At 67.9% G+C, this 23,836-nt stretch carries 24 protein-coding genes and 1 tRNA gene; 11 read left to right on the top strand and 14 right to left on the bottom strand.

Features of this window, described 5'->3' with window-relative positions:
• The first annotated feature begins 40 nt into the window (after positions 1-40).
• Positions 41-634, top strand: coding sequence for a TetR/AcrR family transcriptional regulator (locus HWD99_RS05235; RefSeq protein WP_241795178.1), 594 nt, complete (start codon positions 41-43; stop codon positions 632-634).
• Here HWD99_RS05235 and HWD99_RS05230 read toward each other — a convergent pair.
• From HWD99_RS05230 to pdhA, 3 genes are read right to left on the bottom strand one after another with little or no spacing between them, the layout of a single operon-like run.
• The gene (locus HWD99_RS05230; protein WP_241795177.1) at positions 627-2,009 is read right to left on the bottom strand and encodes a dihydrolipoamide acetyltransferase family protein; all 1,383 of its coding nucleotides are present in this window, start codon (positions 2,007-2,009) and stop codon (positions 627-629) included. The genes HWD99_RS05235 and HWD99_RS05230 overlap by 8 nt on opposite strands.
• The gene (locus HWD99_RS05225; protein WP_241795176.1) at positions 2,006-3,016 is read right to left on the bottom strand and encodes an alpha-ketoacid dehydrogenase subunit beta; all 1,011 of its coding nucleotides are present in this window, start codon (positions 3,014-3,016) and stop codon (positions 2,006-2,008) included. The genes HWD99_RS05230 and HWD99_RS05225 overlap by 4 nt, the downstream gene beginning before the upstream one ends.
• Position 3,017: 1 nt before the next feature.
• Entirely contained in the window at positions 3,018-4,133 is a 1,116-nt protein-coding gene (pdhA, locus tag HWD99_RS05220; RefSeq protein WP_374205453.1) for a pyruvate dehydrogenase (acetyl-transferring) E1 component subunit alpha, read from the bottom strand.
• A 170-nt stretch (positions 4,134-4,303) separates the two neighbouring features.
• On the opposite strand from pdhA, the gene HWD99_RS05215 reads away from it, so the two are divergent.
• On the top strand, positions 4,304-4,777 hold the full coding sequence (locus HWD99_RS05215; protein WP_241795174.1) for an Lrp/AsnC family transcriptional regulator: 474 nt from the start codon (positions 4,304-4,306) through the stop codon (positions 4,775-4,777).
• Here HWD99_RS05215 and HWD99_RS05210 read toward each other — a convergent pair.
• A complete protein-coding gene (locus tag HWD99_RS05210) occupies positions 4,749-5,648 on the bottom strand; it encodes an alpha/beta fold hydrolase (protein ID WP_241795173.1) in 900 nt (299 codons plus the stop codon). The two genes, HWD99_RS05215 and HWD99_RS05210, sit on opposite strands and share 29 nt — an antisense overlap.
• An 80-nt stretch (positions 5,649-5,728) precedes the next feature.
• Between HWD99_RS05210 and HWD99_RS05205 the strand changes: the two genes are divergently transcribed.
• From HWD99_RS05205 to HWD99_RS05195, 3 genes are all read left to right on the top strand, one after another.
• A complete protein-coding gene (locus tag HWD99_RS05205) occupies positions 5,729-6,466 on the top strand; it encodes an exonuclease domain-containing protein (protein WP_241795172.1) in 738 nt (245 codons plus the stop codon).
• A gap of 17 nt (positions 6,467-6,483) precedes the next feature.
• Positions 6,484-7,392, top strand: coding sequence for an AraC family transcriptional regulator (locus HWD99_RS05200; RefSeq protein WP_241795171.1), 909 nt, complete (start codon positions 6,484-6,486; stop codon positions 7,390-7,392).
• A gap of 85 nt (positions 7,393-7,477) precedes the next feature.
• Entirely contained in the window at positions 7,478-7,807 is a 330-nt protein-coding gene (locus HWD99_RS05195) for a hypothetical protein (RefSeq protein ID WP_241795170.1), read from the top strand.
• Between the two features lie 29 nt (positions 7,808-7,836).
• On the opposite strand, the gene HWD99_RS05190 is transcribed toward HWD99_RS05195, so the two are convergent.
• Positions 7,837-7,910, bottom strand: a tRNA-Ile gene (locus HWD99_RS05190).
• A gap of 32 nt (positions 7,911-7,942) precedes the next feature.
• The gene (locus HWD99_RS05185; RefSeq protein WP_241795169.1) at positions 7,943-8,479 is read right to left on the bottom strand and encodes a gamma carbonic anhydrase family protein; all 537 of its coding nucleotides are present in this window, start codon (positions 8,477-8,479) and stop codon (positions 7,943-7,945) included.
• A gap of 140 nt (positions 8,480-8,619) precedes the next feature.
• Between HWD99_RS05185 and HWD99_RS05180 the strand changes: the two genes are divergently transcribed.
• Positions 8,620-9,105, top strand: coding sequence for a Dps family protein (locus tag HWD99_RS05180; RefSeq protein WP_241795168.1), 486 nt, complete (start codon positions 8,620-8,622; stop codon positions 9,103-9,105).
• A gap of 64 nt (positions 9,106-9,169) precedes the next feature.
• Here HWD99_RS05180 and HWD99_RS05175 read toward each other — a convergent pair whose 3' ends face one another.
• The 5 genes from HWD99_RS05175 to HWD99_RS05155 are packed head-to-tail and all read right to left on the bottom strand — an operon-like array spanning position 9,170 to position 14,038.
• Positions 9,170-10,666 (bottom strand): amidohydrolase, encoded by a 1,497-nt coding sequence (locus HWD99_RS05175; protein ID WP_241795167.1) that lies wholly within the window; start codon positions 10,664-10,666, stop codon positions 9,170-9,172.
• Positions 10,663-11,304, bottom strand: coding sequence for an FMN-binding negative transcriptional regulator (locus tag HWD99_RS05170; protein ID WP_241795166.1), 642 nt, complete (start codon positions 11,302-11,304; stop codon positions 10,663-10,665). Before HWD99_RS05170 ends, HWD99_RS05175 begins: the two co-directional genes overlap by 4 nt.
• Positions 11,305-11,327: 23 nt before the next feature.
• Positions 11,328-12,326, bottom strand: coding sequence for an Fpg/Nei family DNA glycosylase (locus HWD99_RS05165; RefSeq protein WP_241795165.1), 999 nt, complete (start codon positions 12,324-12,326; stop codon positions 11,328-11,330).
• Position 12,327: 1 nt separating this feature from the next.
• Positions 12,328-12,813 (bottom strand): ribose-5-phosphate isomerase, encoded by a 486-nt coding sequence (locus HWD99_RS05160; RefSeq protein ID WP_241795164.1) that lies wholly within the window; start codon positions 12,811-12,813, stop codon positions 12,328-12,330.
• Positions 12,814-12,850: 37 nt separating this feature from the next.
• Complete coding sequence (locus HWD99_RS05155) at positions 12,851-14,038, bottom strand: ferrochelatase (protein WP_241795163.1); 1,188 nt, start codon at positions 14,036-14,038, stop codon at positions 12,851-12,853.
• Between the two features lie 121 nt (positions 14,039-14,159).
• On the opposite strand from HWD99_RS05155, the gene pepN reads away from it, so the two are divergent.
• The 4 genes from pepN to HWD99_RS05135 all read left to right on the top strand — a co-directional run bounded on the left by pepN (position 14,160) and on the right by HWD99_RS05135 (position 19,963).
• A complete protein-coding gene (pepN, locus tag HWD99_RS05150; protein WP_241795162.1) occupies positions 14,160-16,712 on the top strand; it encodes an aminopeptidase N in 2,553 nt (850 codons plus the stop codon).
• A gap of 73 nt (positions 16,713-16,785) precedes the next feature.
• On the top strand, positions 16,786-17,862 hold the full coding sequence (locus HWD99_RS05145; RefSeq protein ID WP_274617974.1) for a mechanosensitive ion channel domain-containing protein: 1,077 nt from the start codon (positions 16,786-16,788) through the stop codon (positions 17,860-17,862).
• Positions 17,859-18,308 carry a globin gene (locus tag HWD99_RS05140; protein ID WP_241795161.1) on the top strand — a complete coding sequence of 150 codons (450 nt, stop codon included), beginning with the start codon at positions 17,859-17,861 and terminating at the stop codon, positions 18,306-18,308. The genes HWD99_RS05145 and HWD99_RS05140 overlap by 4 nt, the downstream gene beginning before the upstream one ends.
• A complete protein-coding gene (locus HWD99_RS05135) occupies positions 18,305-19,963 on the top strand; it encodes an FAD-binding dehydrogenase (RefSeq protein WP_241795160.1) in 1,659 nt (552 codons plus the stop codon). The genes HWD99_RS05140 and HWD99_RS05135 overlap by 4 nt, the downstream gene beginning before the upstream one ends.
• A 7-nt stretch (positions 19,964-19,970) precedes the next feature.
• Here the strand turns inward: HWD99_RS05135 and HWD99_RS05130 are convergent, their stop codons facing one another.
• Positions 19,971-20,636: a hypothetical protein gene (locus tag HWD99_RS05130; protein WP_241795159.1), complete on the bottom strand. Its 666-nt coding sequence runs from the start codon at positions 20,634-20,636 to the stop codon at positions 19,971-19,973.
• A gap of 50 nt (positions 20,637-20,686) precedes the next feature.
• Between HWD99_RS05130 and HWD99_RS05125 the strand changes: the two genes are divergently transcribed.
• Positions 20,687-21,574 (top strand): acyl-CoA thioesterase II, encoded by an 888-nt coding sequence (locus HWD99_RS05125; RefSeq protein WP_241795158.1) that lies wholly within the window; start codon positions 20,687-20,689, stop codon positions 21,572-21,574.
• A gap of 15 nt (positions 21,575-21,589) precedes the next feature.
• Here the strand turns inward: HWD99_RS05125 and HWD99_RS05120 are convergent, their stop codons facing one another.
• Together HWD99_RS05120 and ettA are read right to left on the bottom strand one after the other, a co-directional pair.
• Positions 21,590-22,078, bottom strand: a complete 489-nt coding sequence (locus HWD99_RS05120; RefSeq protein WP_241795157.1) for a thioesterase family protein — start codon at positions 22,076-22,078, stop codon at positions 21,590-21,592.
• Between the two features lie 6 nt (positions 22,079-22,084).
• A complete protein-coding gene (gene ettA / locus HWD99_RS05115; protein ID WP_201469684.1) occupies positions 22,085-23,764 on the bottom strand; it encodes an energy-dependent translational throttle protein EttA in 1,680 nt (559 codons plus the stop codon).
• Positions 23,765-23,836: the final 72 nt, after the last annotated feature.

The following is a 23,836-nucleotide window of genomic DNA, read 5'->3' as shown; positions in this document are numbered from 1 at the left end:
GCACTAACCAGTTACTTCAGGTTAGCGAGGATTAACTGAGATGACAACCCCGATCACCGCCCGAGATCGGGCCAAGGCGGAGCGTTCCGGTGCGATTCTGCGCGCCACCGCGCACCTGTTCGCCGAGCGCGGGTACAACGGGGTCAGCTTGGAGGACATCGGGGCAGCGGTGGGAGTCTCCGGTCCGGCCGTCTACCGTCACTTCGCCGGGAAGCAGGCGCTGCTCGGTGCGGTGCTGGTCGAGGTCAGCCGCGATCTCGTGGACGGCGGATCGCGGGTCTCGGCCTCGGCCACGACCCCCGACGAGCGGGTCCGCGCTCTGATCGCCTTCCACGTGGACTTCGCGCTGCGCCATGCCGACGTCATCCGCGTTCATGACAGCGATGTCGCCCACCTCGCCCCCGGTGACCACAGCGAGGTCCGACGTCTGCAGCGCGCGTACATCGAGCTCTGGATGGACGCACTCGCCGCAGTCGTCGACGCCGAGACCGACGAACTCCGACTGCGGGTCCAGGCGTGCTTCGGCCTGATCAACTCGACGCCGCACAGCACGACGTCCGCCGCCCGCCGCCATTCCGCCACCGCGACCGTGCTGGCCGCGATGGCGGAATCGGCGCTACGGGCCGCTATCTGAACAACAGGGCTCTGCCCGGCTCCTCGAGGATGTCGGCGATGTCTCGGAGGAACCGCGCCCCCTCCGCTCCGTCGACGACCCGGTGGTCGAACGACAGGCTCAGCGTCATCATCTGGCGCAGGGCGATCTCCCCCCGGTGCTCCCACGGCTGACGTCGGACGGCGCCCACGGCGAGGATTCCCGACTGCCCCGGCGGCAGGATCGGAGTCCCCGCGTCGACGCCGAACACCCCGATGTTCGAGATGGAGAACGTTCCGCCCGCGAGCTCCGCGGGCGCGGTGCGACCCGCGCGAGCGGTCTCGGCGAGTTCCTGCAGTGCGTCCGCGAGTTCGACGAGCGTCAACCGCTCCGCGCTTCGGATGTTCGGCACCAGAAGACCGCGCTCGGTCGCCGCGGCGATACCGAGGTCGACATACCCATGCTGCACGATCTCACCTGCGGCGTCGTCCCACCGGGAGTTCAGCCCGGGGTTTCTCCCGAGCGCCAGGCACACGGCTTTGGCGACGAGCACGAGTGGGCCGATGCGATGTGCCGAGAGAGATCGGTCGGCGCGGAGCGACGACACCAGATCCATCGTCGCCGTCACGTCGACCGTGTGGAACACGGTGACGTGGGGCGCACTGAAGGCGCTCTCGACCATCGCCGCAGCCGTGTGCTTGCGGACACCCCGGATGGGGATGCGCACGTCGCGATCGTCGTCGTGCCGTGCGGACGCCCGGTCGCTCGTAGACGAGGCGTGAGCCCCGGGGCGCTGACTCGGAGCCGGGATGCCGGAGATCCGATCGGCGTACGCATCGATGTCCGCGCGAGTGATCAGCCTGTCTCCGACCGATGCGGCCACGAGGACGAGATCGATCCCGAGGCGCTTCGCATAGGCGCGAACGGGCGGAGTCGATCGCGGTCGTTCCACCACGACATCGATACTCGGCGTCGGAGCCGCATCGTGCGGGGCCGCCTCGAGGACGGCGGTGTCCTGGGCGGGAGCCGCGCCGCCGATGCGTCGCGCGCGACGCGCCGGACGACTCGCCGAGGTCGGAGCTGCGCCGTATCCGACGAGATTCGGCTCGGCCTTGGCGTCGTCACGCCGCGGGGCGCGCTCCCCCTTGTCATCGTCATCGTCATCGTCATCGTCGGCACCCTCCACGTCGAAGGCGATCAGCGGGGCGCCGACGGCCACCGTCTCCCCCGCATCGGCATGAAGGGTCGAGACCGTGCCTTCGTAGGGCGAGGGCAGCTCGACGATCGCTTTGGCGGTCTCGACCTCGGCGAGCGTCTGGTTCAGCGCGACGCTGTCGCCGGGAGCGACCAGCCACTGCACCACTTCCGCCTCCGTGAGCCCCTCTCCGAGATCCGGGAGGCGGAACTCCGCGATCATGCGTCAGCTCCCGTCAGGCTGTTCGGCCGGTCGAGCACTCGATCGACCGCATCCAACAGGCGATCGAGGTCCGGCAGGTGATACTTCTCGAGCTTCGCCGGCGGGTAGGGCACATCGTGACCTGTCACTCGCAGCGGCGCCGATTCGAGGTAGTCGAAGCATCGCTCGGTGACGCTCGCGATGACCTCCGCGGCGACTCCGGCCTCACGAGAGGCCTCATGGGCGACGACCACTCGGCCGGTCTTGCGGACGGACGCCGCCACGGAGTCGTAATCGACGGGCGAGAGCGAGCGCAGATCGATGATCTCCAACGAGATGCCCTCATCCTCGGCCGCTTCCGCCGCTTGGAGTGCGGTCGTGGTCATCGCCCCGTAGGTGATGAGCGTCACGTCCGTCCCGGGGCGCACCACCCGCGCGAGACCCATCGGCGGCGCATCCGCCAGGGGCGCCTCGAGATCGACCTCTCCCTTGTGATGGTAGAGACGCTTCGGCTCGAAGAAGATCACCGGGTCGTCGGAGGCGATCGCCTGGCGAAGACTCCGGTACGCGTCCTCGGGGTTCGACACCGCGACCACGCGCAGGCCCGCCGTGTGCACGAAGTAGGCCTCCGGCGACTCGGAATGGTGCTCGGCCGCGCCGATGCCGCCCGCCCACGGGATCCGGATGGTGATCGGCATCCTGACCCGCCCCTGCGTGCGGTAGTGCAGTTTGGCGACCTGGGCGACGATCTGGTCGAAGGCCGGGTAGACGAACCCGTCGAACTGGATCTCGACCACGGGACGGTACCCCCGGAACGCGAGCCCCACCGCCGTGCCGACGATGCCGGACTCGGCCAGCGGCGTATCGATCACGCGGTGCGCGCCGAATTCGTCGAGCAGTCCGTCCGTGATGCGGAACACTCCGCCCAGGCGGCCGATGTCCTCGCCGAGGAGGACGACCCTGTCGTCGTCGCGCATGGCCTGTCGGAGTCCAGCTCCGAGCGCCTTGCCGAGAGTGAGCTCCGTCATCTCAGGCCTCCTCGTCGAACGACGCGAGATACGCGGCGTACTCGGAGCGCTGCCGGTCGAGACCCGAGTGCGGCTCGGCGTACACCCCGTCGAACACCGCGAGCGGCGGACGCGTCACCATGCCGAGGCATTGAGCGCGCATCTCCTTCGCGATGCCGTCGGCCGCTGCGCGCGTGGCCGACATGTGCTCCTCGGTGAGCTCGCCCAGGGCTCGCAGATGGGCTTCGAGGCGCGCGATCGGGTCACGCCGCCGCCAGGATTCGAGCTCCTCACTGCTGCGGTACCTCGTCGGGTCGTCCGCGGTGGTGTGCGGTCCCATCCGGTAGGTGACCGCCTCGATGTACGCGGGGCCCTTGCCCGACCGTGCATGCTCCGACGCCCACCGCATCGCAGCCATGCACGCCAGGACATCATTCCCGTCGACCCTCATACTCGGGATGCCGAATCCCGGCGCGCGTCCGGCGATCGGGAACTGCGACTGCACGGCGACCGGCTCCGAGATCGCCCAGTGGTTGTTCTGGCAGACGAAGACCACGGGCGCACGGTAGGAGGCCGCGAAGACCATAGCCTCGTTCACGTCGCCCTGGCTCGTGGCGCCGTCGCCGAAGTAGGTGACCGCGACCTCGTCGGCTCCGTCGTGCAGGATGCCGAGGGCGTAGCCGACCGCGTGCAGGGTCTGGGCTCCGATGATGATCTGCAAGGGCGCGACACGCAGAGCAGCGGGATCGTGCCCTGCCCCCTCTTCCCCTCTCCACATCCGCACGAAGTCGGCGGGCTGTGCTCCGCGGGCGTAGATCACGCCGGTCTCGCGATAGCTGGGGAAGACGTAGTCCTGCGGGGCGAGTGCTCTCGCCGTGCCGATCTGAGTGGCTTCCTGGCCCTGACACGGTGCCCAGAGGCCCAGCTGCCCCTGACGCTGAAGGGCGACGCCCTCCGCGTCGATACGCCGGAGGACGGTCATGTCGCGGAGAAGATCCCTCAGCGTCGCGGCGTCGACGTCAGCCACGTAGGGGTCCAGCTCCGGGTGCGGGATCCGCGTCCCGTCGGGTGCCAGGATGCGTTCGGACAGCTCGAGATCATGCTCGGTGTCGACTATCGGAGTGCTCTGCGGTGACATCATCGTCCTCCTCGCTCGTGGTCGCCCTCGTGAGGCGGCACACGCGTCTCCCGGCATCATCGCCGGACGCTTCGAGCGTACGTCCGCTCAGCAGCTCGCTCAAGCAATGAGCAGGCGGTTGAGCATGTTGCCAAATCAGAGGTGGTGCGACGCTGCTACTCTTTGGCACTATGGCCGGACTTGACCGTATCGATCTGGAATTGCTTGCCGCGCTCGCCGACGATCCGCGCATCACGATCGTCGCCCTGGCCGAGAGCCTCGGACTGTCGCGCAACACCATCCAGGCGCGGATGGCCCGCCTGGAGGAGACCGGGATCTTCCTCTCCTACGAGAGATCCTTCTCCCCCGACGTGCTCGGGTTCCCGCTTCAGGCGTTCGTCAGCATCGGGGTCCGACAGACCGAGCTGCCGCGCATCATCAACGAACTGTCGCGCATACCCGAGATCGTCCAAGCGCACGGCCTCAGCGGATCCGTCGACCTTCTCGCGCGCGTCGCCTGCCGCGACGCGCGCCACCTCTTCGACACCGATGCGCGCATCCTGTCGGTCGACGGCGTCGAGCGGACAGAGACCTCCCTGGCGATGGGCGAAGTCATCCCGTTCCGCGTCGCCGGCCTCATGGGCGTCGCGCGACGGGAATCCTGAGGAATCGACGGACGGCGCCCGCGGCCTCTGCCGGGGTCTCGTAGTGGATCAGGTGCCCGACGTGCGCGATCTCCACGAGTGATGAGTCGACGAACCGCGTCGCGAGCTCTCGCTCCACGTCGATGGGGGTGATGTCGTCGTTCTCCGCCGCGATCAGCAGCGTCGGGACCGTGATCTGCTCGGCCACCTCGCTCACGTCATGCGACACGCTCGCCACGAAGGCGTCGCGCAGCACGTCGCGGTCGGCGAACCGCGAGAAGTAGGTGTCGTGCTGGTCGTGGATGAACCGACGGAGCTGTGGGTCGGAGGTCTTCGCCATCGTGATGCTCATCACCCGCACGATCAGACGGTTGCGCAGCAGCGCAGTGCCCAGGCGTTCGGGCAGGCGTGCTCCGAGGGCGTAATAGAGGACGGCGAGGCGGGTCATGATCCCCTTGGGGCCTTCGAGTGCGGGAGCACCGATCGGGTTGATCAGGATCAGCCGCGGCGTCTCCAGCCCTCGCGCGACGGCCGCCGATGTCACGATCGAGCCGAAGGAGTGTCCCAGGATCACGGCGCCCGGCGCGACGGCCGCCGCGAACTCCGTGAGCCATTCGACGTACTCGTCCAGGTCGTACGGCCGTCCGGGCACAGGCGCCGACTCTCCGAAGCCGGGAAGATCCGGAGCGATGACGCGGAGCTCGGGCAGGTACGCGAGGACCGGCTCGAGACCGTGATGGTCACCGCGGAAGCCGTGCACGGCGATGACGGTGGTCGGGGCGTCGGCCTGGCCGTACTCCCAGAACGCGGTGGTCGCGCCCCGGACCTCGACCTCGCGGCGGACGACCGGGAGGCGGCTCAGGCGGTCGGCATACGGCGAAGGCACGGTCATCCTCTCAGTCTACGAGCGTCGCTCGGGCGATCACCGTGCGCCTTCCCGCCGATGTCCGAGGCGGGCTCTAGCGTGAATGCATGACCGCGGCTCCCGACACCCCCTCGTGGATCCGCCGCGTGGGAGTCTTCGATCTCGAGACGACCGGGGTGGACGTCGAGAACGATCGCATCGTCACGGCGCATGTGGGCCTGCTCGACGGCGACGGCCGCGAGCTCGCCTCGAAGACGTGGCTCGTCGACCCGGGAATCGACATCCCCGCCGGCGCGACGGCGATCCACGGGATCACGAACGATCAGGTGCGTCGCGACGGGCGCCCCGCCGCGATCGCCGTCACGGAGATCGTCTCCGCTCTCGGGTCGCTGCTGTCGCAACGCGTTCCCGTCGTGGCGTACAACGCGTCCTACGACTTCTCACTCCTCGACCACGAGGCCCGTCGTCACGGCGTCGCACGGCTCGAGAATCCTCAGCCGATCATCGACCCTCTCGTCATCGACAAGGCGTACGATCGCTATCGGCCCGGCAAGAGGACTCTCGAAGCAGTGGCCGCCCGATACGCGGTGAGCCTGGAAGACGCGCACGATGCCTCCGCGGATGCGGTCGCGGCGGGGCGAGTCGCCCAGGCTCTCGCACGGCAGTTCACCCTGCCGGATTCGATCGATGACCTCCACACGCGCCAGGTCGCGTGGGCACGTTCCCAGGCGGCGAGCCTGACCGAGTACTTCATCAGGATCGGGCGGTTGGATCCCGAAGAGAGACTCGACGGGACGTGGCCGGTCCGCCCGCCTCGTGACGAAGAAGAGAGACAGAGAAGATGAGGTTCCGTACTCGAGACGTGACCCGTGTCGAGAGCACCTGGAAGCAGTTCGTGCCCTCGGCCGTGCTGCATGATGTGGATCCGCACCGCTTCCTCTTCGACTGGCACTCGGCTGACCTCGGCGGGGCCGACCTCGTGCGTTACGACCTCGCTGCCGAGGTGCTCTCGACGGCAGAGCCGCACGACCAGTTCCTCGCCTGCCGCGTCGACGGCGCGGACGCACAGGTCTGGTCCGATCGCGAGGATCTCGACGCGACGAGGCCGTGGATCTCAGACGGCCCAAGTGTCCACGCCCGCTGGCAGCAGGGCGCGCGGGTCACGGCGTTGGTCTTCGAGCGCGACGATCTGCAGCGGCTCGCCCAGCAGATCAGTGGCGACGACACCCTGTCGCTCCATGTCGCCGACCTGTCGTCTCACTCGGCGGAGGCGGCCGCGCGATGGAATCGGATGTTCTCCTATCTCGAGCTGAACGTCTCGGCCCTGGGCGACGACGACGCGCTTCTTCGGGCCGAGTACGCCCGGCACGCGGGTGCCACGACGCTGTCGACCTTCGCGACGACGATGTCGCAGAGTCGGCACCGGCCGGTGCAGACGGCTCCTGCGCCCGCGACCGTGCGACGCGCGCTCGCATACATCGCCGAGAACGCCCACCTCCCCATCACGGTCGACGACATCGCCGCATCCGTGCACATCTCGACCAGGGGCCTCCAGTACGCGTTTCGGCGCGCACTCGACGCCACGCCTGCCGAGTGCCTTCGCCAGGCACGCCTCGACGGCGCTCATCGCGAGCTGCGTTCCGGAGTGCCGACCTCGGTCGCGGCTGTCGCGCGGCGCTGGGGTTTCTCCCACCCCTCGCGCTTCGCCGCGGCGTATCGCGACGCGTTCGGCGTGCTGCCGTCTGCGACCGCCGGCAGGCATCGCCGATGACACCACACGAAGAGGATGTTCGCATCGGACGCGCGTCGCCCGTCAGCGTCACGACGACCTCATCCTGACGCCGTAGATTCCGACCATGGGTTCTCTGTACTACGGTGCCTCCGCTCCGATCTCGATCGAGGATCGTGCGCTCGCACACCTCAAGGTGGTCGTCGCGACCAAACTGCGCCGGAACGAGAGCTTCACGCTCTCCTGGCAGCATCAGGACGGCGACCAGCAGGGCCGTTCCACGGTGTGGCTGCACCCCTCGATCCCGCTGCGATTCGTCTTCGACGAGCCCGAGGCGCCGGAGTTGAGCCGACGCTGGATCGAGGAACTCGCGCATTCCGCCAACTCGAGCGGCGGGATCACCCTCGTGGCCGAGCACCTGGAAACCGCCGAACCGGCCGAAACCGTTCTCTCCTGAGCGGGACGCGCGGGACGACGAAATGACGGTAGGGCGGGCGGGACTTGAACCCGCGATCGTTGGGTTATGAGCCCACTGCCTTAACCAGCTTGGCCACCGCCCCGTCACTCCAGCCTAGCGGCAGCGCGTCGGGCGTCAGATCGGTGTCGCCTCGGCATGCGTCTGCAGGTGTCCGAGGTAGATGTCCGCATTGCGGATCAGTCCGGCGCGCTCCTCGTCGCTCAGCGCACGACGCACTTTCGCTGGGACGCCGGCGACGAGGGAGCCGTCGGGAACGACGGTGCCGCCGAGCACGACAGCACCGCCCGCGACCAGACAGCCGGCGCCGATCACGGCACCGCTGAGCACGACGGCGCCCATGCCGATGAGCGATCCGTCGCCGATCGTGCACCCGTGGACGACGGCGTTGTGGCCGATGGACACCCTCTCGCCGACGATCGCGGGATGGTCGACGTCCACGTGGATCGAGGCGTTGTCCTGCACATTGCTCGCGGCTCCGATGCGGATCCCCTCGGAGTCCCCCCGGAGCACCGCGTTGTACCAGACGCTCGCGCCGGCGGCGAGGGTCACGTTCCCGACGATCCGCGCACCATCCGCGACGAACGCCTCCTCGTGGATCGACGGCGATGCGGTGGGAAGTGCGAGAACGGATGCCCCTGGCGCGATACTCATGAGGTGAGACTACCCTCACACCCCCGTTTTTCCGCGTGATTCCGGGGCACTAAGCCGAGCCTTCGCTTGCTTGCGGAATGTTCCAGGCTGAGTAGCGTTGTCATCATCAGGCACGAAGCACACCACTTGGAGGAGCCAAGATGAGCAAGGCACACACCGTTTCCACCACCGCGAGCGACCCGACCGTGGCAGCCGCTGCAGCCCAGTTCCTCTCCCCCGTCGTCCTCGGCCTGCAGGCGCTGACCGTCAACGGCAAGCAGGCTCACTGGCACGTCCGCGGAGCCAACTTCGTCGGCGTGCACGAGCTGCTCGACACGATCGTCGCCCATGCGGGTGACTTCGCCGACACCGCCGCAGAGCGCATCGTCGCTCTCGGACTCCCGATCGACGCGCGCATCAGCGCCGTCGCCGCCAAGGGCGCAGCCACTGCTGTTCCTGCCGGCTTCACCCAGTCCGACGAGCTCGTGCGAGCCGTCATCGCCGATATCGACGCGATCCTCGTCGACACCAAGTCCGCCATCGACGGCCTCGATGAGGTCGACCTGACCAGCCAGGACGTCGCCATCGAGATCATGCGCGGGCTCGAGAAGGACCGCTGGTTCCTCGTCTCGCACATCGCTGCCTAGACAGCACGACGCACGAGAAAGGGCACCGGTTGATCCCGGTGCCCTTTCTCGTGCCTGCCGATCGTCAGACGCCGTGGGTGAGGCGCCCGGCGACCATCGTCGCCAGCACCGGCATCGCTCGCAGGTCCGCCCCCGACGCCGAAAGCGGATCGAACCCGCAGAGCGCGATGTCAGCGGGCTCGCCCGGGCGCAGAGCGGTGCGCACACTGGCCTGGAGAGCTTGTTCCCGGGTCAGTCGCTCTTCGGGATGCCAGGGATCGCGGTCGTCATCGGTGCGAGTCACCGCCGCCGCGATCGCCTGCCACGGGTCGAGCGGCGCGACGGGAGCATCCGAGCCGAACCGCAGTTCGACTCCCGCATCGCGCAGCGCACCCAGCGGATATCCGATCGACGTCTGACCCGCCCAGTGCCTGCCGACGAGATCTCTGTCGTCGAGCGCATGCTGCGGCTGGACGCTCGCGATGACGCCGAGGCGACCGAATCGCGCGAGATCGGCGTGCCGCACGAGCTGGGCGTGTTCGATCGTCCCGACCGCACCGGAGACCGTGAACGCATCCAGCGCGCCGGTGACGGCTCGATCGCCGATCGCATGGACGGCGACCCCGAGGCCGGCCCCGGTCGCGACCGTGAGCAGCTCGGTGAGTTCCGCCGGCGGAACAGTGAGCACGCCGAAGTTCTCCGGGTCGCCGGGATACGCATGCGAACAGGCAGCGGTTCGCGTACCCAGGGATCCATCGCTGATGATCTTCAGGGGACCGACGCGGATCAGGCCTCGCCCGGCAGCGGGGACCTCGGCCGCCTCGTGGAATTCACCGGTTCGAAGCCCTGCGGAGATCGCGCGCGTCAGGTCGAAGGGATAGATCGCGAACTCGACACGATGTGCCGCGAATCCCGCCGCCACGCGACGTGGCCACGCGTCGGCATTCCAGGCCATGTCGAAGTCGACCAGCCCGGTGACGCCGCGTGACGCCGCACGATCCCCCGCTGCGACCACGGCGGCATCGCCGCGCTCCGGATCGACGGCATTGAGGCGACGCGAGATCTCGAACGCGTCCTGCTCGCGGAGCATGCCGTCCGGACTCGCGAACCCCTCGAGTCGGAGCGCGGCGGAGTTGAGCCAGGTGCTGTGCACGTCCGCGTTGATCAGATAGGTGGGAATAGGTCCGGTCGCGCCGTCGAGGAGGGCGAGACTCGGAGCGTCGGGCCACATCGCGTCGCGGAACCCGCTGCCCACCTTCCGTCCGTCGGGCAGCGGCGCCGCAGCCGACATGATCGCCGCGGCCTCCGCTGCCGAGGTTGCCCCACCGAGCGCGACTCGCTCGGTGGCGAGAGCCCACTGCACCGTATGGACGTGATTGTCCCAGAGACCTGGTGTCACCCAGGCGCCGTTGCCGTCGAGCACCTCGCCCCGAGGCCGGAGCGCGCCCGCGGGGGCGATGTCGCTGATGCGGCCGTCGTCGATGAAGATGTCCACCGGCTCGTCATCGATCAGGAACTCCTGCCCCGGCCCGACGATCCGCACGGCCCGGATGGTCCCGATCCGGGTACCGACGGCGCTCACTTGGTTCCTCCCGTACGCGCGTCCTGAGCTCGCCGCATCTCCGCAGCGAGCTCGGGCTGCGCGTACGGCCCCTCGCCCTCGAGCTCCGCGATCACCGTCTCGACGGTCTCTGTCGGCTTGTTCTGGCTGAGCTTCCGCTTGGCGACCACACGTGTCGGGCTGAGTCGGAACCCGACGGTCCCCGCGGCGAGCCGAGTGACGAACGCCGGATCGTTCGGGCGCTCCCACATTCGGCGCGGCTCGGGCATCCGCCCCTCGAAACGATCGACGAGCCTGTCGAGCACCGCGAGGTTCTCCTCGTCGCTGAGGATCTCGGGGGTGCCCGCCAGGTGCACGGCGGTGTAGTTCCAGGTCGGGACGGCCTGCACGTCGCCGTACCAGCTCGGCGAGATGTAGCCGTGCGGCCCCTGGAAGATGACGAGCATCTCCCGCTCGCCGATCCCGTGGATGAGGTCATCGGGGCGGCCGACGTGGCCGACGATCGTCAGGTCGTCGCGGTCGTCGTCGAGCAGGACGACATAGTGCGACGAGACGAGTCCATCGGGCCCGTCGCTGACGATCGTCGCCCACGGGTTGCCGTGGATGACGCGGCGTATCTCCTCGACGTCCGCGAGCGAGAAACTGGGGTTCTGACGCATCCTCTCAGCCTATGACCGAAGAGTCAGGCCTGGCACCGGGGGCACCAGTAGAGCTTCCGCGCACCGATCTCCTCGAGCGCGATCTCCGTGCCGCACACCCGGCACGGAAGGCCCGCTCGGTGATACACCCAGTGCCGATCGTCGCGACTCGCCATCGCCGCGCGATACCGCTCAGGCGACAGGTCGTCCATGGTCATCATCTGACCGGTCTCGACGCCGATCGCGAGCAGGCGCACCCAGTCGTGCCAGAGCGCGCGGACGACGTCCTCCGGCACGTCGCGACCCGGCGTGTGCGGATTGAGTCGCTGCCGGAACAGCATCTCAGCCCGGTACACGTTGCCGATGCCGCTGACCACCGCCTGGTCCATCAGCAGCAGAGCGATCACGGTCTGCTTCTTGCGCACGGCTCGCACGAAGCGCTCCTCGTTCTGCTCCGGATCGCCCACGAGCGGGTCGGGTCCGAGCTTCGCGACGCTGGCGAGCATCTCCTCCGGAGTCTGCAGCACACACGCGGTCGGCCCTCGCAGGTCGGCCGCGGTGATGTCGGTCATCAGGCGCAGGCGCACCTGACCGACGACCGGTGGCGGCCACTCCAGTCCCTCGTCGGCGAGGCCCTTCGTCTGCTCGGACATGCGCACATGCACCCGGGCCCGTCGCGGTGCGCCGATCGAGGAGAGGGAGTTCTCCCCCGCGTCGTCGAGGATCTCCTCGTCCACCACGGTGCCGCGCTGGTTCGTCTGCCCCATGCGGCCGTTCGCGGAGGCGATCGTGGGGTCCACCAGGATCTCTCCCGCGAAGTCCCACGCCCCGTAGAGTCCCAGATGCACGCGCAGCCAGAGATCGCCCTCCGCCTCGAGGAACATCTGCTTGCCGACCGCCTGGACGCTGAGCGCCTCCCGGCCGTCGAGGAGAGCCGCCCCCTCGGCGAATCGCCCCTGCGGGCTGGACGCGCTCATCGTCTTGCCGATGAAGTTCCGCTCGAACTGGCGCGCGATGCGGTGGACCGAATGCCCCTCGGGCATGTCAGGCCCGAGGGTCCGGGAGAAGGGAGCCGTCGCGCTCGAAGTCCGCGATCTGACCGATCCGCCGGACGTGGCGCTCCTCGTGCGAGAACGGCGTCGAGACGAAGGTGTCGATGAACGAGGTCACCTCGTCGAACGTGTGCTGCCGTGCGCCGATCGAGATCACGTTGGCGTCGTTGTGCTCCCGTGCCAGTTCGGCCGTCGAGAGGTTCCACACCAGAGCGGCGCGGATTCCCTCGACCTTGTTCGCGGCGATCTGCTCGCCGTTTCCTGAGCCGCCGAAGACCACCCCGAGCGCGTCGACGCCTTCCCTCTGGTCTGCGACGACGGCTTGCGCCGCCCGGATGCAGAACGCCGGGTAGTCGTCGAGTGCGTCGTGCTCCACAGGGCCGTGATCGATGACCTCATGCCCCGCACTCCGAAGATGCTCCTGGAGCTGCGTGGAGAAGTCGAGACCTGCGTGATCGGTGGCGATGTGGATGCGCATGGCATCCATCCTAGAAGCGCGGCGACTCAGTGGGTGATCACGGAGCGACGCCCGCCGCGGCGGGCTTGAAACCGGCGCGCACGTTCTCGCAGCATCCGGGTCGACACACGTCGAACGCGCCGGGCAGCGGCGTCACGTGCGGTCGTTCCTCATTGGGACGCCCTTCGAGACGCTCGACGATCAGATCGACGATTCCCGCGACGAACGACGGAGCGACTCCGGGAGTGGGCGTGCGCGTGAACGCCAGGCCGGCTTCCTCCGCAGCCTCCGCCGCCTCGGTGTCGAGGTCCCAGAGGACCTCCATGTGATCGCTCATGAAGCCGACGGGCACCACGGCGACGGCCTTCCGCCCGCGTGTGGGCAGCTCGCCGATCACGTCGCACACGTCCGGCTCGAGCCACGGCTGCGAGGCGGGGCCGGACCGCGACTGGTAGACCAGCTCCCACGACACGTCGACGGCGGCCGGGATGCTCTCGCGCACTCGGTCCATGACCCACGCGGCCACGGCGAGATGCTGCGCCGCGTACGCCCCGCCTTCGCCCCAATCGATGTCCCGGGCACCCGAGCGCTCGGCGTCGGCCGTGGGGATGCTGTGCGTCGAGAAGAGGATCTGGATGTCTGCGGCCGCGATGCCCTGGCCGAGGAACTGCTCGATCGCCTCGCGCACACCGGTCTCGAAAGACTCCACGAAGCCGGGGTGATCGTAGAAGGGACGGATCTTGTCGATCGTGACGGTGTCGCCGAGCTTCGTCTCCTCGAGCACACGGGCGAAGTCCTCGCGGTACTGCCGGCAGCTCGAGAACGAGCTGTACGCGCTCGTCGCGAAAGCGAGCAGCGTGGTGCGCCCGTCAGCCGCAGCCTCGGTGACCACCTCTTCGAGGTAGGGGCTCCAGTTCCGGTTGCCCCAGTAGACGGGGAGATCGATGCCGCGACGGGCGAGCTCACCCTCCAGAGCCTCCTTGAGGATGCGGTTCTGGCCGTTGATGGGGCTCACTCCGCCGAAGTGCCGGTAGTGGTGCGCCACCTCCTCGAGACGCTCGTCCGGGATACCTCGGCCGCGCGTGACGTTGCGCAGGAAGGGGATGACGTCATCCTGTCCTTCCGGTCCGCCGAATCCTGCGAGGAGGATTCCGTCGTACGCCGTGGGCGTCGTCACGTAGGGCACGCCCGAGGCGGCGGCGGGGGATGCAAAGGGGACGGTGTTCGGCTCGATCGCGGTCACCATCCCATCCTCGCACCTTCCGAGAGTGGGACAGGCCGTCGCGCTGGCGTAGGCTGTCATGGTTGCCGTGGGCGCCAACTGCGCTGGGTTGCGGCAGCATCCCCTCACCCCTGGGAGTAAAGCTGTGCCTGGAGAGAATCTCACCCGCCTCGAAGCGCAGGAGCGCCGCGACGTCATCGATACCCAGTCGTACGAGGTCTCGCTCGATCTGACGAAGGGCGCGGAGGTCTTCGGCTCCCGCAGCGTCGTGCGCTTCACCGCCACCCCCGACGGCGTCACCTTCATCGATCTGATCGCCCGCGAGGTCCGCGAGATCTCGCTGAACGGCGAGCAGCTCGACCCCGACGAGGTCTTCGCCGACTCGCGCATCGCCCTGTCCGGCCTGCAGGCCGAGAACGTGCTGGTGGTCGACGCCGACTGCGAGTACACCAACACGGGCGAGGGGCTGCACCGCTTCGTCGACCCGGTCGACGGTGAGGTCTACCTGTATTCGCAGTTCGAGGTGCCCGACTCGCGTCGCGTGTTCGCCGTGTTCGAGCAACCCGATCTGAAGGCCACGTTCCAGTTCACGGTGACCGCGCCCGCGTCGTGGAAGGTCGTCTCCAACTCCCCCACCCCCGAGCCGATCGTCCATGACGACGACACGGTGGCGACATGGGGCTTCGAGCCCACTCCCCGCATCTCCTCGTACATCACCGCGCTCGTCGCAGGGCCGTACGAATCGACGTTCTCCGAGCTCACGAGCGCGTCGGGTCGCGTCATCCCGCTCGGCGTCTACGGCCGTAAGAGCCTGTGGCAGCACCTCGACGCCGACTACATCTTCGACAAGACGCGCGAGGGCTTCGCCTACTTCGAGTCGAAGTTCGGCGTTCCCTACCCGTTCGCGAAGTACGACCAGCTGTTCGTCCCGGAGTTCAACGCGGGCGCCATGGAGAACGCCGGCGCGGTGACCTTCACCGAGACCTACGTGTTCCGCAGCAAGGTGACCGACGCCGTCAAGGAGCGTCGTGTCGTCACGATCCTCCACGAGCTCGCTCACATGTGGTTCGGCGACCTCGTCACCATGAAGTGGTGGAACGACCTCTGGCTCAACGAGTCGTTCGCCGAGTGGGCGTCGACGATCGCGACCGCTGAGGCCACCGAGTGGACCGAAGCGTGGACCACCTTCAACGCCATGGAGAAGACCTGGGCGTACCGCCAGGATCAGCTCCCCTCGACCCACCCGATCGTCGCCGAGATCAACGACCTCGAAGACGTGCAGGTGAACTTCGACGGCATCACCTACGCGAAGGGGGGCTCGGTCCTCAAGCAGCTCGCCGCCTGGGTCGGCATCGAGGAGTTCTTCGCCGGCGTCTCCCAGTACTTCCAGAAGCACTCGTGGGGCAACACCGAGCTCAGCGACCTGCTCACCGAGCTCGAGGCCACCAGCGGCCGCGACCTCAGCACCTGGTCGAAGAAGTGGCTCGAGACCGCCGGTGTGAACACGCTGGAGCCGGTCATCGCCGAGGACTCCGACGGCACGATCTCGCGCTTCGCCGTCACTCAGACGGCCCCCGCCGACTACCCGACGATCCGCCCCCACCGCCTCGGCATCGGGTTCTACACCCTGACCGACGGGGCTCTGGTGCGCACACACTACGCCGAGGTCGACGTCGACGGCGACCGCACCGAGATCCCCGAACTGCACGGCCACAAGCGGCCCGACCTCGTGCTCCTCAACGACAACGACCTCGCGTACGCGAAGATCCGACTCGACGAACGCTCCCTCGCCACCGCGATCGAACACCTCGCCGACATCAGCGACCCCCTCGCCCGCTCCCTGGTGTGGGGCGCCGCCTGGGACCAGACCCGTGACGCGGAGACCCCCGCATCCGACTACATCGACCTCGTGCTCGGCAACATCGGCCGCGAGACCGAGTCCACCACCGTGCGCACGACGCTCGCACAGCTCCGCACCGCCGCGACCCTCTACGTCGCCCCGGATGCCCGCCTCGCGGCTCGCCAGAAGATCGCCGACGGACTCTGGTCGCTCGCAGAGGCAGCCGAATCGGGCAGCGACAGCCAGCTGCAGTTCGTCACGGCTTTCGCGAGCGCACTGGTCACACACGACCACGCCGGAATCGTCGGCCGCCTGCGTTCGGGCGAAGAGACCCTTCCCGGTCTTGAGATCGACGCGGACCTGAACTGGCAGCTCCTGGTCGGACTGGCCACGATCGGTGCCACGGATGCCGCGACGATCGATGCAGCACTCGCCGCAGACAACACCGCCAAGGGCGGCGAGTTCGCCGCTCAGGCGCGCGCTGCGCTGCCGGACGTCGTCTCGAAGAAGGCGGCGTGGGCATCGCTCATCGAGCGCGACGATGCGCCGAACACGATCGTGCGCTCCGCCGCACTCGGGTTCGTGCACCCTGCGGGGGCCGACGTGCTGCGGGAGTTCGTGCCGGCGTACTTCGACATGCTGCTTCCGGTCTGGGAGTCGCGGACGTACCAGATCGCGCAGTATCTGATCGTCGGCCTGTTCCCGACAGCGATCGCCGATGTCGAACTCCGTGACGCGACCCGCGGTTGGCTGTCCGCCAACCAGGACGCCGCGCCCGCGCTGCGTCGTCTCGTGCTCGAGAACCTCGCCGACGTCGAGCGCGCGCTCGCCGCGCAGGCCCGCGACGCCGAAGACTGAGCGCACTTTCCCGATCAGGCCTCTGCGCGGTGCGTCCAGCCCGCGCAGAGGCCTGATCGCTACGCTGGAGGGGATGATCATGCTGCCTCTCCAAGCCCCCGACGCTCCTGACGCCACAGAGCTCCCGAAATGGTGGGCCGACGTCCTCAACGTCCTGGGCGTGGTCGGCCTGAGAGCCCTACATGTGGCGGTGATCATCGTGTCCTGCGTGGTCATAGCCTTGGTCCTGCGGGTCGTGATCCGTCGAGTCGTGCACCGCATCGTCGACAGCGCGAAGAACAAGGCCGATGTCGACGACACCCAGGCCCTCGAGCGCTCGCCTCTTGCCGACATGCGGCTCGTGCAGCGCACACGCACGCTCGGCACGATCCTGCAGAACATCGTCAATGTGATGCTCGTGGTGATCGCCGTCGTGCTGATCGTGAATGCCCTCGACAACAGTCTGCTCGGCTCACTCACCCTGCTGACCGCCGCTGTGGGCGCCGGTCTCGGTTTCGGCGCCCAGAACATCGTCAAAGACGTCTTGAACGGCATGTTCATCGTGGCGGAAGACCAGATCGGCATCGGCGACGTGGTCGATCTCGGATTGGCGAGCGGCGTGGTCGAGTATGTCAGCGTGCGCATCACCCAGGTCCGCGACGTCAACGGCACCCTCTGGTACGTGCGCAATGGCGAGGTCCTCCGCATCGGCAATATGTCGCAGGGATGGGCACGGGCGATCATCGACCTGGGTGTCCCTGCCGACTCCGACCTCGACCAGGTCGAGAAGATCATGCTCGAGACCGCTCAGGCGATCGCGAAGGATCCGAAGTGGCGCACCCGCATCATCGAGAAGCCCGAGCTCTGGGGCCTCGAATCGGTCGACGGCGATGCCCTGGTCGTGCGGCTCGTGATCAAGGCACGGGCGAACGCGAAGGACGATGTCGCCCAGGAGCTGCGCAAGCGCCTGCGCGCCGCGATGCTCGAGAACGAGATCGCCTTCCCGAGCATGACGACGGTGATCCCGACCGGGCTCGACGGCGCCCGTCGCGTCCGTGGCGCCAACCCGCCCAAGACCCGTCCCAATGCGGTGACGGGCGTGCCTGTGATCCCCGACCGCGGCATCTGGCGGCGCAAGAAGACGAATGACGACGGGGGCACCCAGAAGTGAGCTTCTACGACGAGGTCGGCGGCCGCGAGACGTTCGCGAAGATCGTGTCCGTGTTCTACCGCGAGGTCGCGCTCGATCCGGTGCTCAAGCCGATGTATCCGGAAGAGGATCTCGGGCCCGCCGAAGAGCGCCTCCTCCTGTTCCTCGAGCAATACTGGGGCGGACCGACCACCTATGGCGAGACGCGCGGTCACCCCCGTCTGCGGATGCGCCACATGCCGTTCCATGTCGATCCGGATGCTCGTGATCGGTGGCTGCGCCACATGCGCACGGCTCTGGATGAGGCAGGGTTGTCGCCGCTCCACGAATCCACCCTGTGGGACTACCTGGAGCGCGCCGCGTATGCCATGGTGAACACATTCGAGCCGTCAGGCATCGGCACGACTGCCGCGGGACGCCCCACGCTCGAGACCCGATCGCGTCAGGAATCAACGGAGAAGCCATGACCACGAAGCCCCTGTCTGCCGACGTCCTGGTCATCGGATGGGGGCTCGCCGGTCTCGTAGCCGCCAGCGAGGCATTGGATGCCGGTCGGCGGGTGATCCTCGTCGACCAGGAGCCGCGCACCAACCTCGGCGGGCAGGCGTGGTGGTCGTTCGGCGGACTGTTCCTCATCGACTCGCCCGAGCAGCGACGCATGGGAATCCGGGACTCGCACGCCCTCGCCACGCAGGACTGGTTCGGCAACGCCGCCTTCGACCGTGCCGAAGACCACTGGCCGCGCAGATGGGCCGAGGCCTATCTCGAGTTCGCCGCCGGAGAGAAGCGCGCATGGCTGCGTGAACGCGGGGTGAGCTTCTTCCCGGTCGTGGGCTGGGCTGAGAGGGGCGGCTACGGCGCACTGGGCCCCGGCAACTCCGTCCCCCGATTCCACATCACCTGGGGAACCGGACCCGGTGTCGTGGCCCCGTTCATCGCCGCAGTGGAACAGGGCGAGCGCGACGGACACCTCACTGTGCTGCCCCGTCACCGGGTGACCGACCTGATCACCACCGACGGCGTCGTGACGGGCGCGCGCGGCTCGATCCTGGCGTCGACCGCGGCGGCTCGAGGTGTCGAGACCTCGCGCGACGTCATCGACGATTTCGAGATCGCTGCAGGTGCGACCGTCGTGAGCTCCGGTGGGATCGGTGGCAACCATGACCTCGTCCGCGAGGCGTGGCCTGAGCGGCTCGGCATACCGCCCGAGCACATGCTCACGGGGGTGCCCGCGTATGTGGACGGTTCCATGCAGCCGATCGTCCGGGCGGCAGGTGCCCGCCTGATCAACGGCGATCGCATGTGGCACTACGTCGAGGGCATCGCCAACTGGGATCCGGTCTGGCCGTCGCACGGCATCCGGATCCTCCCCGGACCCTCGTCGCTCTGGCTCGATGCCACCGGTGTGCGGCTCCCGGTGCCGCTCTTCCCCGGATTCGACACTCTCGGCACTCTCTCACACCTGCGGAAGACGGGTCACGATCACTCGTGGTTCATCACGTCGCGTCAGATCGTCGAGAAGGAGTTCGCGCTGTCAGGCAGCGAGCAGAACCCCGATCTCACGGGGAAGGACGTCGGGCTTCTGCTGAAGTCGCGTCTGGCGAAGGGACCGACCGGTCCCGTGCAGGCGTTCCTCGACGAGGGCCCGGACTTCATCGTCGAGAACGATCTCGAGTCGCTCCTCGAGCAGATGCGCCATCACCCGGGCGGCGAGATCCTCGATATCGACCATGTCCGTCGCGAGGTCGTCGCCCGGGATCTGGAGATCGAGAACGACTTCACGAAGGACGCGCAGATCGGGATGCTCCGGTCGATGCGAGGCTACCGCGGCGACAAGCTGATCCGGACGGCGTCGCCGCACCGCCTCCAGGATCCCGCAGCCGGACCGATGATCGCCGTGAAGCTGCACGTGCTCACCCGGAAGTCGCTCGGGGGCATCAACACCGATCTCGACGGCCGCGCGCTCGGATCGGACGGCGAGCCGATCCCTGGCCTGTTCGCGGCGGGTGAGGCGAGCGGTTTCGGTGGCGGGGGCGTTCACGGGTACCGCGCTCTCGAGGGCACGTTCCTCGGCGGTTGCCTGTTCTCCGGGAGGCAGGCAGGCCGCGCGGCAGCGCGCTGACGTCGTTCTACTCGGAGATTCCGGTACCGCGCACCGCGGTGAGTCCGGTCGCGACCGGACCCCGGGCGAGTACGTGGCCGCGCCGGAATGCCAATCGGGTCCAGCGCCCCGAGACCGTGACCGGAACCTGCTCGTCGCCGGAGATGAATCCGAATGCATCCGCGGCGAAGGCCACCCCGCGAGGCAGACCGCCGAGATCCTCGTCGGGCTCCCCCCATATCGCCGCCCGCAGCGCGCGCACCGCTTCCTCCCCCGATCCGGGCGTCGCTCCGCGGGCGACGGCGCTGATCCCCCACTGCGCGCGCTGCGCGATGACAGACGCTGCGATGCTCGTCGTCGGCTGCCACGGCCCCCGTGGCGGGGCCACGCCGGCCCAGGCCGGTGAGAGCCCGGTCTCGGGGAGGCTCAGCGCGCGATCGTCGTCCGTCGCTGTCAGGGATCCGACGACGACGTCGCATTCGAGCTCGGGGTCGGCATGGACGATGCGCATCGCCAGCACGGTGGGAGTGTGGTCGAAGAGCCCGTGCGGCGCCAAGGCGGCCGCGGTCAACGCCAAGACGCCGTTCGAGGCCTGAAGCCGCACCCCTTCGTCGGAGATACGCAACGCTCGTCCGACGAAGGTCAGGACGTCTTTGGAGGTGTCGGAGTCTGCGAGAAGGAGCTGTTGCGGCACACCCTCTAAACTATCAAGGCCGTAGCGACCGCAGTCGCGGGAAGGAAGTCATGACCGCCGACGAACACGCGATCCGCACCGTCCAACAGCTTCTCGATGTGCTGGACCTCGACTCGACGCAGGCCCGCACGACGGAGGACATCTTCACGGGCGCCTCCCATCCCATGCCCTCAGGGCGGATCTACGGCGGCCAGGTGCTCGCGCAGAGCCTGCTCGCGGCGGAGCGCACCCTTCCCGAGGATAGGGCCGTGCATTCGATGCACGGATACTTCCTCCGCCCCGGCGACGCCAGTCAGGGCCTCACGATCGCCGTGGACCGCATCCACGACGGTCGTTCGTTCTCGACGCGCCGCTCGCAGGCCTACCAGAACGGCGTGCCGATCTTCTCGATGATCGCTTCCTTCCAGGATGACGATCCCGGAGTCGAACATGCCGTGACGATGCCCGAAGGCGTGCCGTCACCGGAATCGCTTCTGCCCGATGAGCAGCGGGTCGACGGTCTTCCGTCGGGGGCTGCACGCATGCTCAGCGAGCGCGCCGCCGATGTGCGCCATATCGACAGCCCGCTGTTCCTGCCGAGTGATGACGCTCGTGTGCCTCAGCAGGGGGTCTGGATGCGGATCAGGGCGGCTCTCCCCGACGATCAGCGCATTCACCGGGCGACGCTGGCCTACCTGAGCGACATGACGATCCAGGAATCGATCCTGCGGGCGCACGGCCTCCACTGGTCTCTGCCCGGCCTCAAGGTCGCGAGCCTGGACCATGCGATGTGGTGGCATCGTCCTGCCCGAGTCGACGAATGGCTCCTGTACCTGCAGGAGTCTCCGAACGCGCGCGGCGGGCGCGGTCTCGCTCAGGGGCGCATCTTCACCCGTGCCGGCGAGCTCGTCGCCTCGGTCGCGCAGGAGATCATGGTGAGGGTGCCGACGCAGGACTGAGGTCGCGGGCCCTGTTCAGCGGTGCGCGTATGCGATCGAGGGGCCGATGTAGGGCTCCCACGCATCGCGCATCTCCTGAGTGAGCCGAGTCGGCCGACCCGTTGCAGCGTCGACGAGCACGATGACCGCCGTCGAGCGGGCGTAGATCGTGCGAGGCTCTGCCTCAGGATCGTTGTGCACCTCGTAGCAGACCTCGACGCTCGAGCCGCCGAGCTTGCCGAACCACATCTGCACCTCGAGCGGACGACGCTGGTACGGCACCGGTGCGAGGTACTCGATCTCCTGACGCGCGATCAGCGTCAGGATCCCCTCGTCGATGCCCGAGTCGAGCACCGCAGTGGAGGGGGCCTGCTCACCGGGACCCGCACGCCAGAACGCGCGGACGCGCGCCTCCTCGAGCAACTTCAGCATCGAGGTGTTGTTGACGTGGTTGAACGCATCCAGATCTCCCCAGCGGAGATGGATCGGGATGTGCAGGCGGGGTCCCGGTGACAGGTCGGACATCGTCGCTCAGTCGCGCGTGAGCTTGCGGTGCGTCGAACGGTGCGGCTTGGCGGCGTCCGCACCGAGTCGCTGGATCTTGTTCTCCTCGTACGCTTCGAAGTTGCCCTCGAACCAGTACCACTGGTCGGGCTTCTCGTCCGTGCCCTCGTAGGCGAGGATGTGGGTCGCGATGCGGTCGAGGAACCACCGGTCGTGAGTGATGACCACCGCGCATCCGGGGAACTCGAGCAGTGCGTTCTCGAGCGAGCTCAGGGTCTCGACGTCGAGGTCGTTGGTCGGCTCGTCGAGGAGGAGCAGGTTTCCGCCCTCCTTGAGCGTCAGCGCGAGGTTCAGACGGTTGCGCTCACCACCGGAGAGCACCCCGGCCTTCTTCTGCTGGTCCGGTCCCTTGAAGCCGAACTTCGAGACGTAGGCGCGCGAGGGGATCTCGGTCTTGCCGACCGTGATGAAGTCGAGGCCATCGGAGACGACCTCCCACAGCGTCTTGTCGGGGTCGATGTTCGAGCGCGACTGGTCGACGTAGCTGATCTTGACCGTCTCACCGATCTTGAGATCGCCGCCGTCGAGCGGCTCGAGACCCACGATGGTCTTGAACAGCGTCGTCTTACCCACACCGTTCGGACCGATCACGCCGACGATGCCGTTGGGCGGCAGGCTGAAGCTGAGTCCGTCGATGAGCGAACGCCCGTCGAAGCCCTTCTGCAGCTTCTTCGCCTCGATCACGACGCTGCCGAGTCGGGGGCCTGCCGGGATCTGGATCTCCTCGAAGTCGAGCTTCCTCGTCCGCTCGGCCTCCGTCGCCATCTCCTCGTAGCGAGCGAGACGCGCCTTCGACTTGGTCTGACGTCCCTTCGCGCTCGAGCGCACCCACTCCAGCTCCTCCTTGAGGCGCTTGGCGAGCTTGGCGTCCTTCTTGCCCTGGATCTCGAGGCGTTCGCCCTTCTTCTCCAGGTAGGTCGAGTAGTTGCCCTCGTAGCCGATCAGACGGCCGCGATCGACCTCGGCGATCCACTCGGCGACATGGTCGAGGAAGTACCGGTCGTGGGTGATCGCGATGACGGCACCCTTGTACGCCTGCAGATGCTGCTCGAGCCAGAGCACGCTCTCGGCATCGAGGTGGTTGGTGGGCTCGTCGAGAAGCAGCAGGTCGGGCTTCTGGAGCAACAGCTTGGCGAGAGCCACACGGCGCTTCTCACCACCGGACAGCGGAGCGATCGCTGCATCCCCCGGCGGGGTCCGCAGTGCGTCCATCGCCTGCTCGAGCTGCGAGTCGAGGTCCCATCCGTCGGCGGCGTCGATCTCCTCCTGCAGGGTGCCCATCTCGGCGAGCAGCGAGTCGAAGTCCGCGTCGGGATCGGCCATCAACATGGAGATCTCGTTGAACCGGTCGACCTTCGCCTTGATCGCGATGCCGTCCTGCACGTTCTCGAGCACCGTCTTCGTCTCGTCGAGCTCCGGCTCCTGCATCAGGATGCCGACGGTGAAGCCGGGCGTGAGCTTCGCCTCGCCGTTGGAGGGGGTGTCGAGTCCTGCCATGATCTTCAGGATCGTCGACTTACCGGCGCCGTTCGGACCGACCATGCCGATCTTCGCACCAGGGAGGAACGACATCGTCACGTCATCGAGGATGAGCTTCTCACCCACCGCCTTACGCGCACGGACCATCGAGTAGATGTACTCAGCCACCGAAAAAGCTCCTTCTGTTGGCGTCGAGGATCGACACTCCAGCCTACCGGCCTCTCACGCGGGCGCCGCTGT

The sequence above is a fragment of the Microbacterium sp. C5A9 genome, from assembly GCF_022627955.1.
Lineage (GTDB): Bacteria > Actinomycetota > Actinomycetes > Actinomycetales > Microbacteriaceae > Microbacterium.
Note: the sequence above shows the minus strand (reverse complement) of the source record. Positions and strands in the feature narration are given on the sequence as shown.

Bases quoted from the DNA above. Each gene is read 5' to 3' on its own strand.
- HWD99_RS05225 (WP_241795176.1), bottom strand. From the start codon at position 3,016: ATGACGGAGCTCACTCTCGGCAAGGCGCTCGGAGCTGGACTCCGACAG.
- HWD99_RS05180 (WP_241795168.1), top strand. From the start codon at position 8,620: ATGAGCAAGGCACACACCGTTTCCACCACCGCGAGCGACCCGACCGTG.
- HWD99_RS05210 (WP_241795173.1), bottom strand. From the start codon at position 5,648: ATGACCGTGCCTTCGCCGTATGCCGACCGCCTGAGCCGCCTCCCGGTC.
- HWD99_RS05185 (WP_241795169.1), bottom strand. From the start codon at position 8,479: ATGAGTATCGCGCCAGGGGCATCCGTTCTCGCACTTCCCACCGCATCG.
- HWD99_RS05125 (WP_241795158.1), top strand. From the start codon at position 20,687: ATGACCGCCGACGAACACGCGATCCGCACCGTCCAACAGCTTCTCGAT.
- pdhA (WP_374205453.1), bottom strand. From the start codon at position 4,133: ATGTCACCGCAGAGCACTCCGATAGTCGACACCGAGCATGATCTCGAG.
- HWD99_RS05195 (WP_241795170.1), top strand. From the start codon at position 7,478: ATGGGTTCTCTGTACTACGGTGCCTCCGCTCCGATCTCGATCGAGGAT.
- HWD99_RS05170 (WP_241795166.1), bottom strand. From the start codon at position 11,304: ATGCGTCAGAACCCCAGTTTCTCGCTCGCGGACGTCGAGGAGATACGC.
- HWD99_RS05205 (WP_241795172.1), top strand. From the start codon at position 5,729: ATGACCGCGGCTCCCGACACCCCCTCGTGGATCCGCCGCGTGGGAGTC.
- HWD99_RS05160 (WP_241795164.1), bottom strand. From the start codon at position 12,813: ATGCGCATCCACATCGCCACCGATCACGCAGGTCTCGACTTCTCCACG.
- HWD99_RS05165 (WP_241795165.1), bottom strand. From the start codon at position 12,326: ATGCCCGAGGGGCATTCGGTCCACCGCATCGCGCGCCAGTTCGAGCGG.
- HWD99_RS05145 (WP_274617974.1), top strand. From the start codon at position 16,786: ATGATCATGCTGCCTCTCCAAGCCCCCGACGCTCCTGACGCCACAGAG.
- HWD99_RS05120 (WP_241795157.1), bottom strand. From the start codon at position 22,078: ATGTCCGACCTGTCACCGGGACCCCGCCTGCACATCCCGATCCATCTC.
- HWD99_RS05155 (WP_241795163.1), bottom strand. From the start codon at position 14,038: ATGGTGACCGCGATCGAGCCGAACACCGTCCCCTTTGCATCCCCCGCC.
- HWD99_RS05230 (WP_241795177.1), bottom strand. From the start codon at position 2,009: ATGATCGCGGAGTTCCGCCTCCCGGATCTCGGAGAGGGGCTCACGGAG.
- HWD99_RS05235 (WP_241795178.1), top strand. From the start codon at position 41: ATGACAACCCCGATCACCGCCCGAGATCGGGCCAAGGCGGAGCGTTCC.
- HWD99_RS05135 (WP_241795160.1), top strand. From the start codon at position 18,305: ATGACCACGAAGCCCCTGTCTGCCGACGTCCTGGTCATCGGATGGGGG.
- HWD99_RS05215 (WP_241795174.1), top strand. From the start codon at position 4,304: ATGGCCGGACTTGACCGTATCGATCTGGAATTGCTTGCCGCGCTCGCC.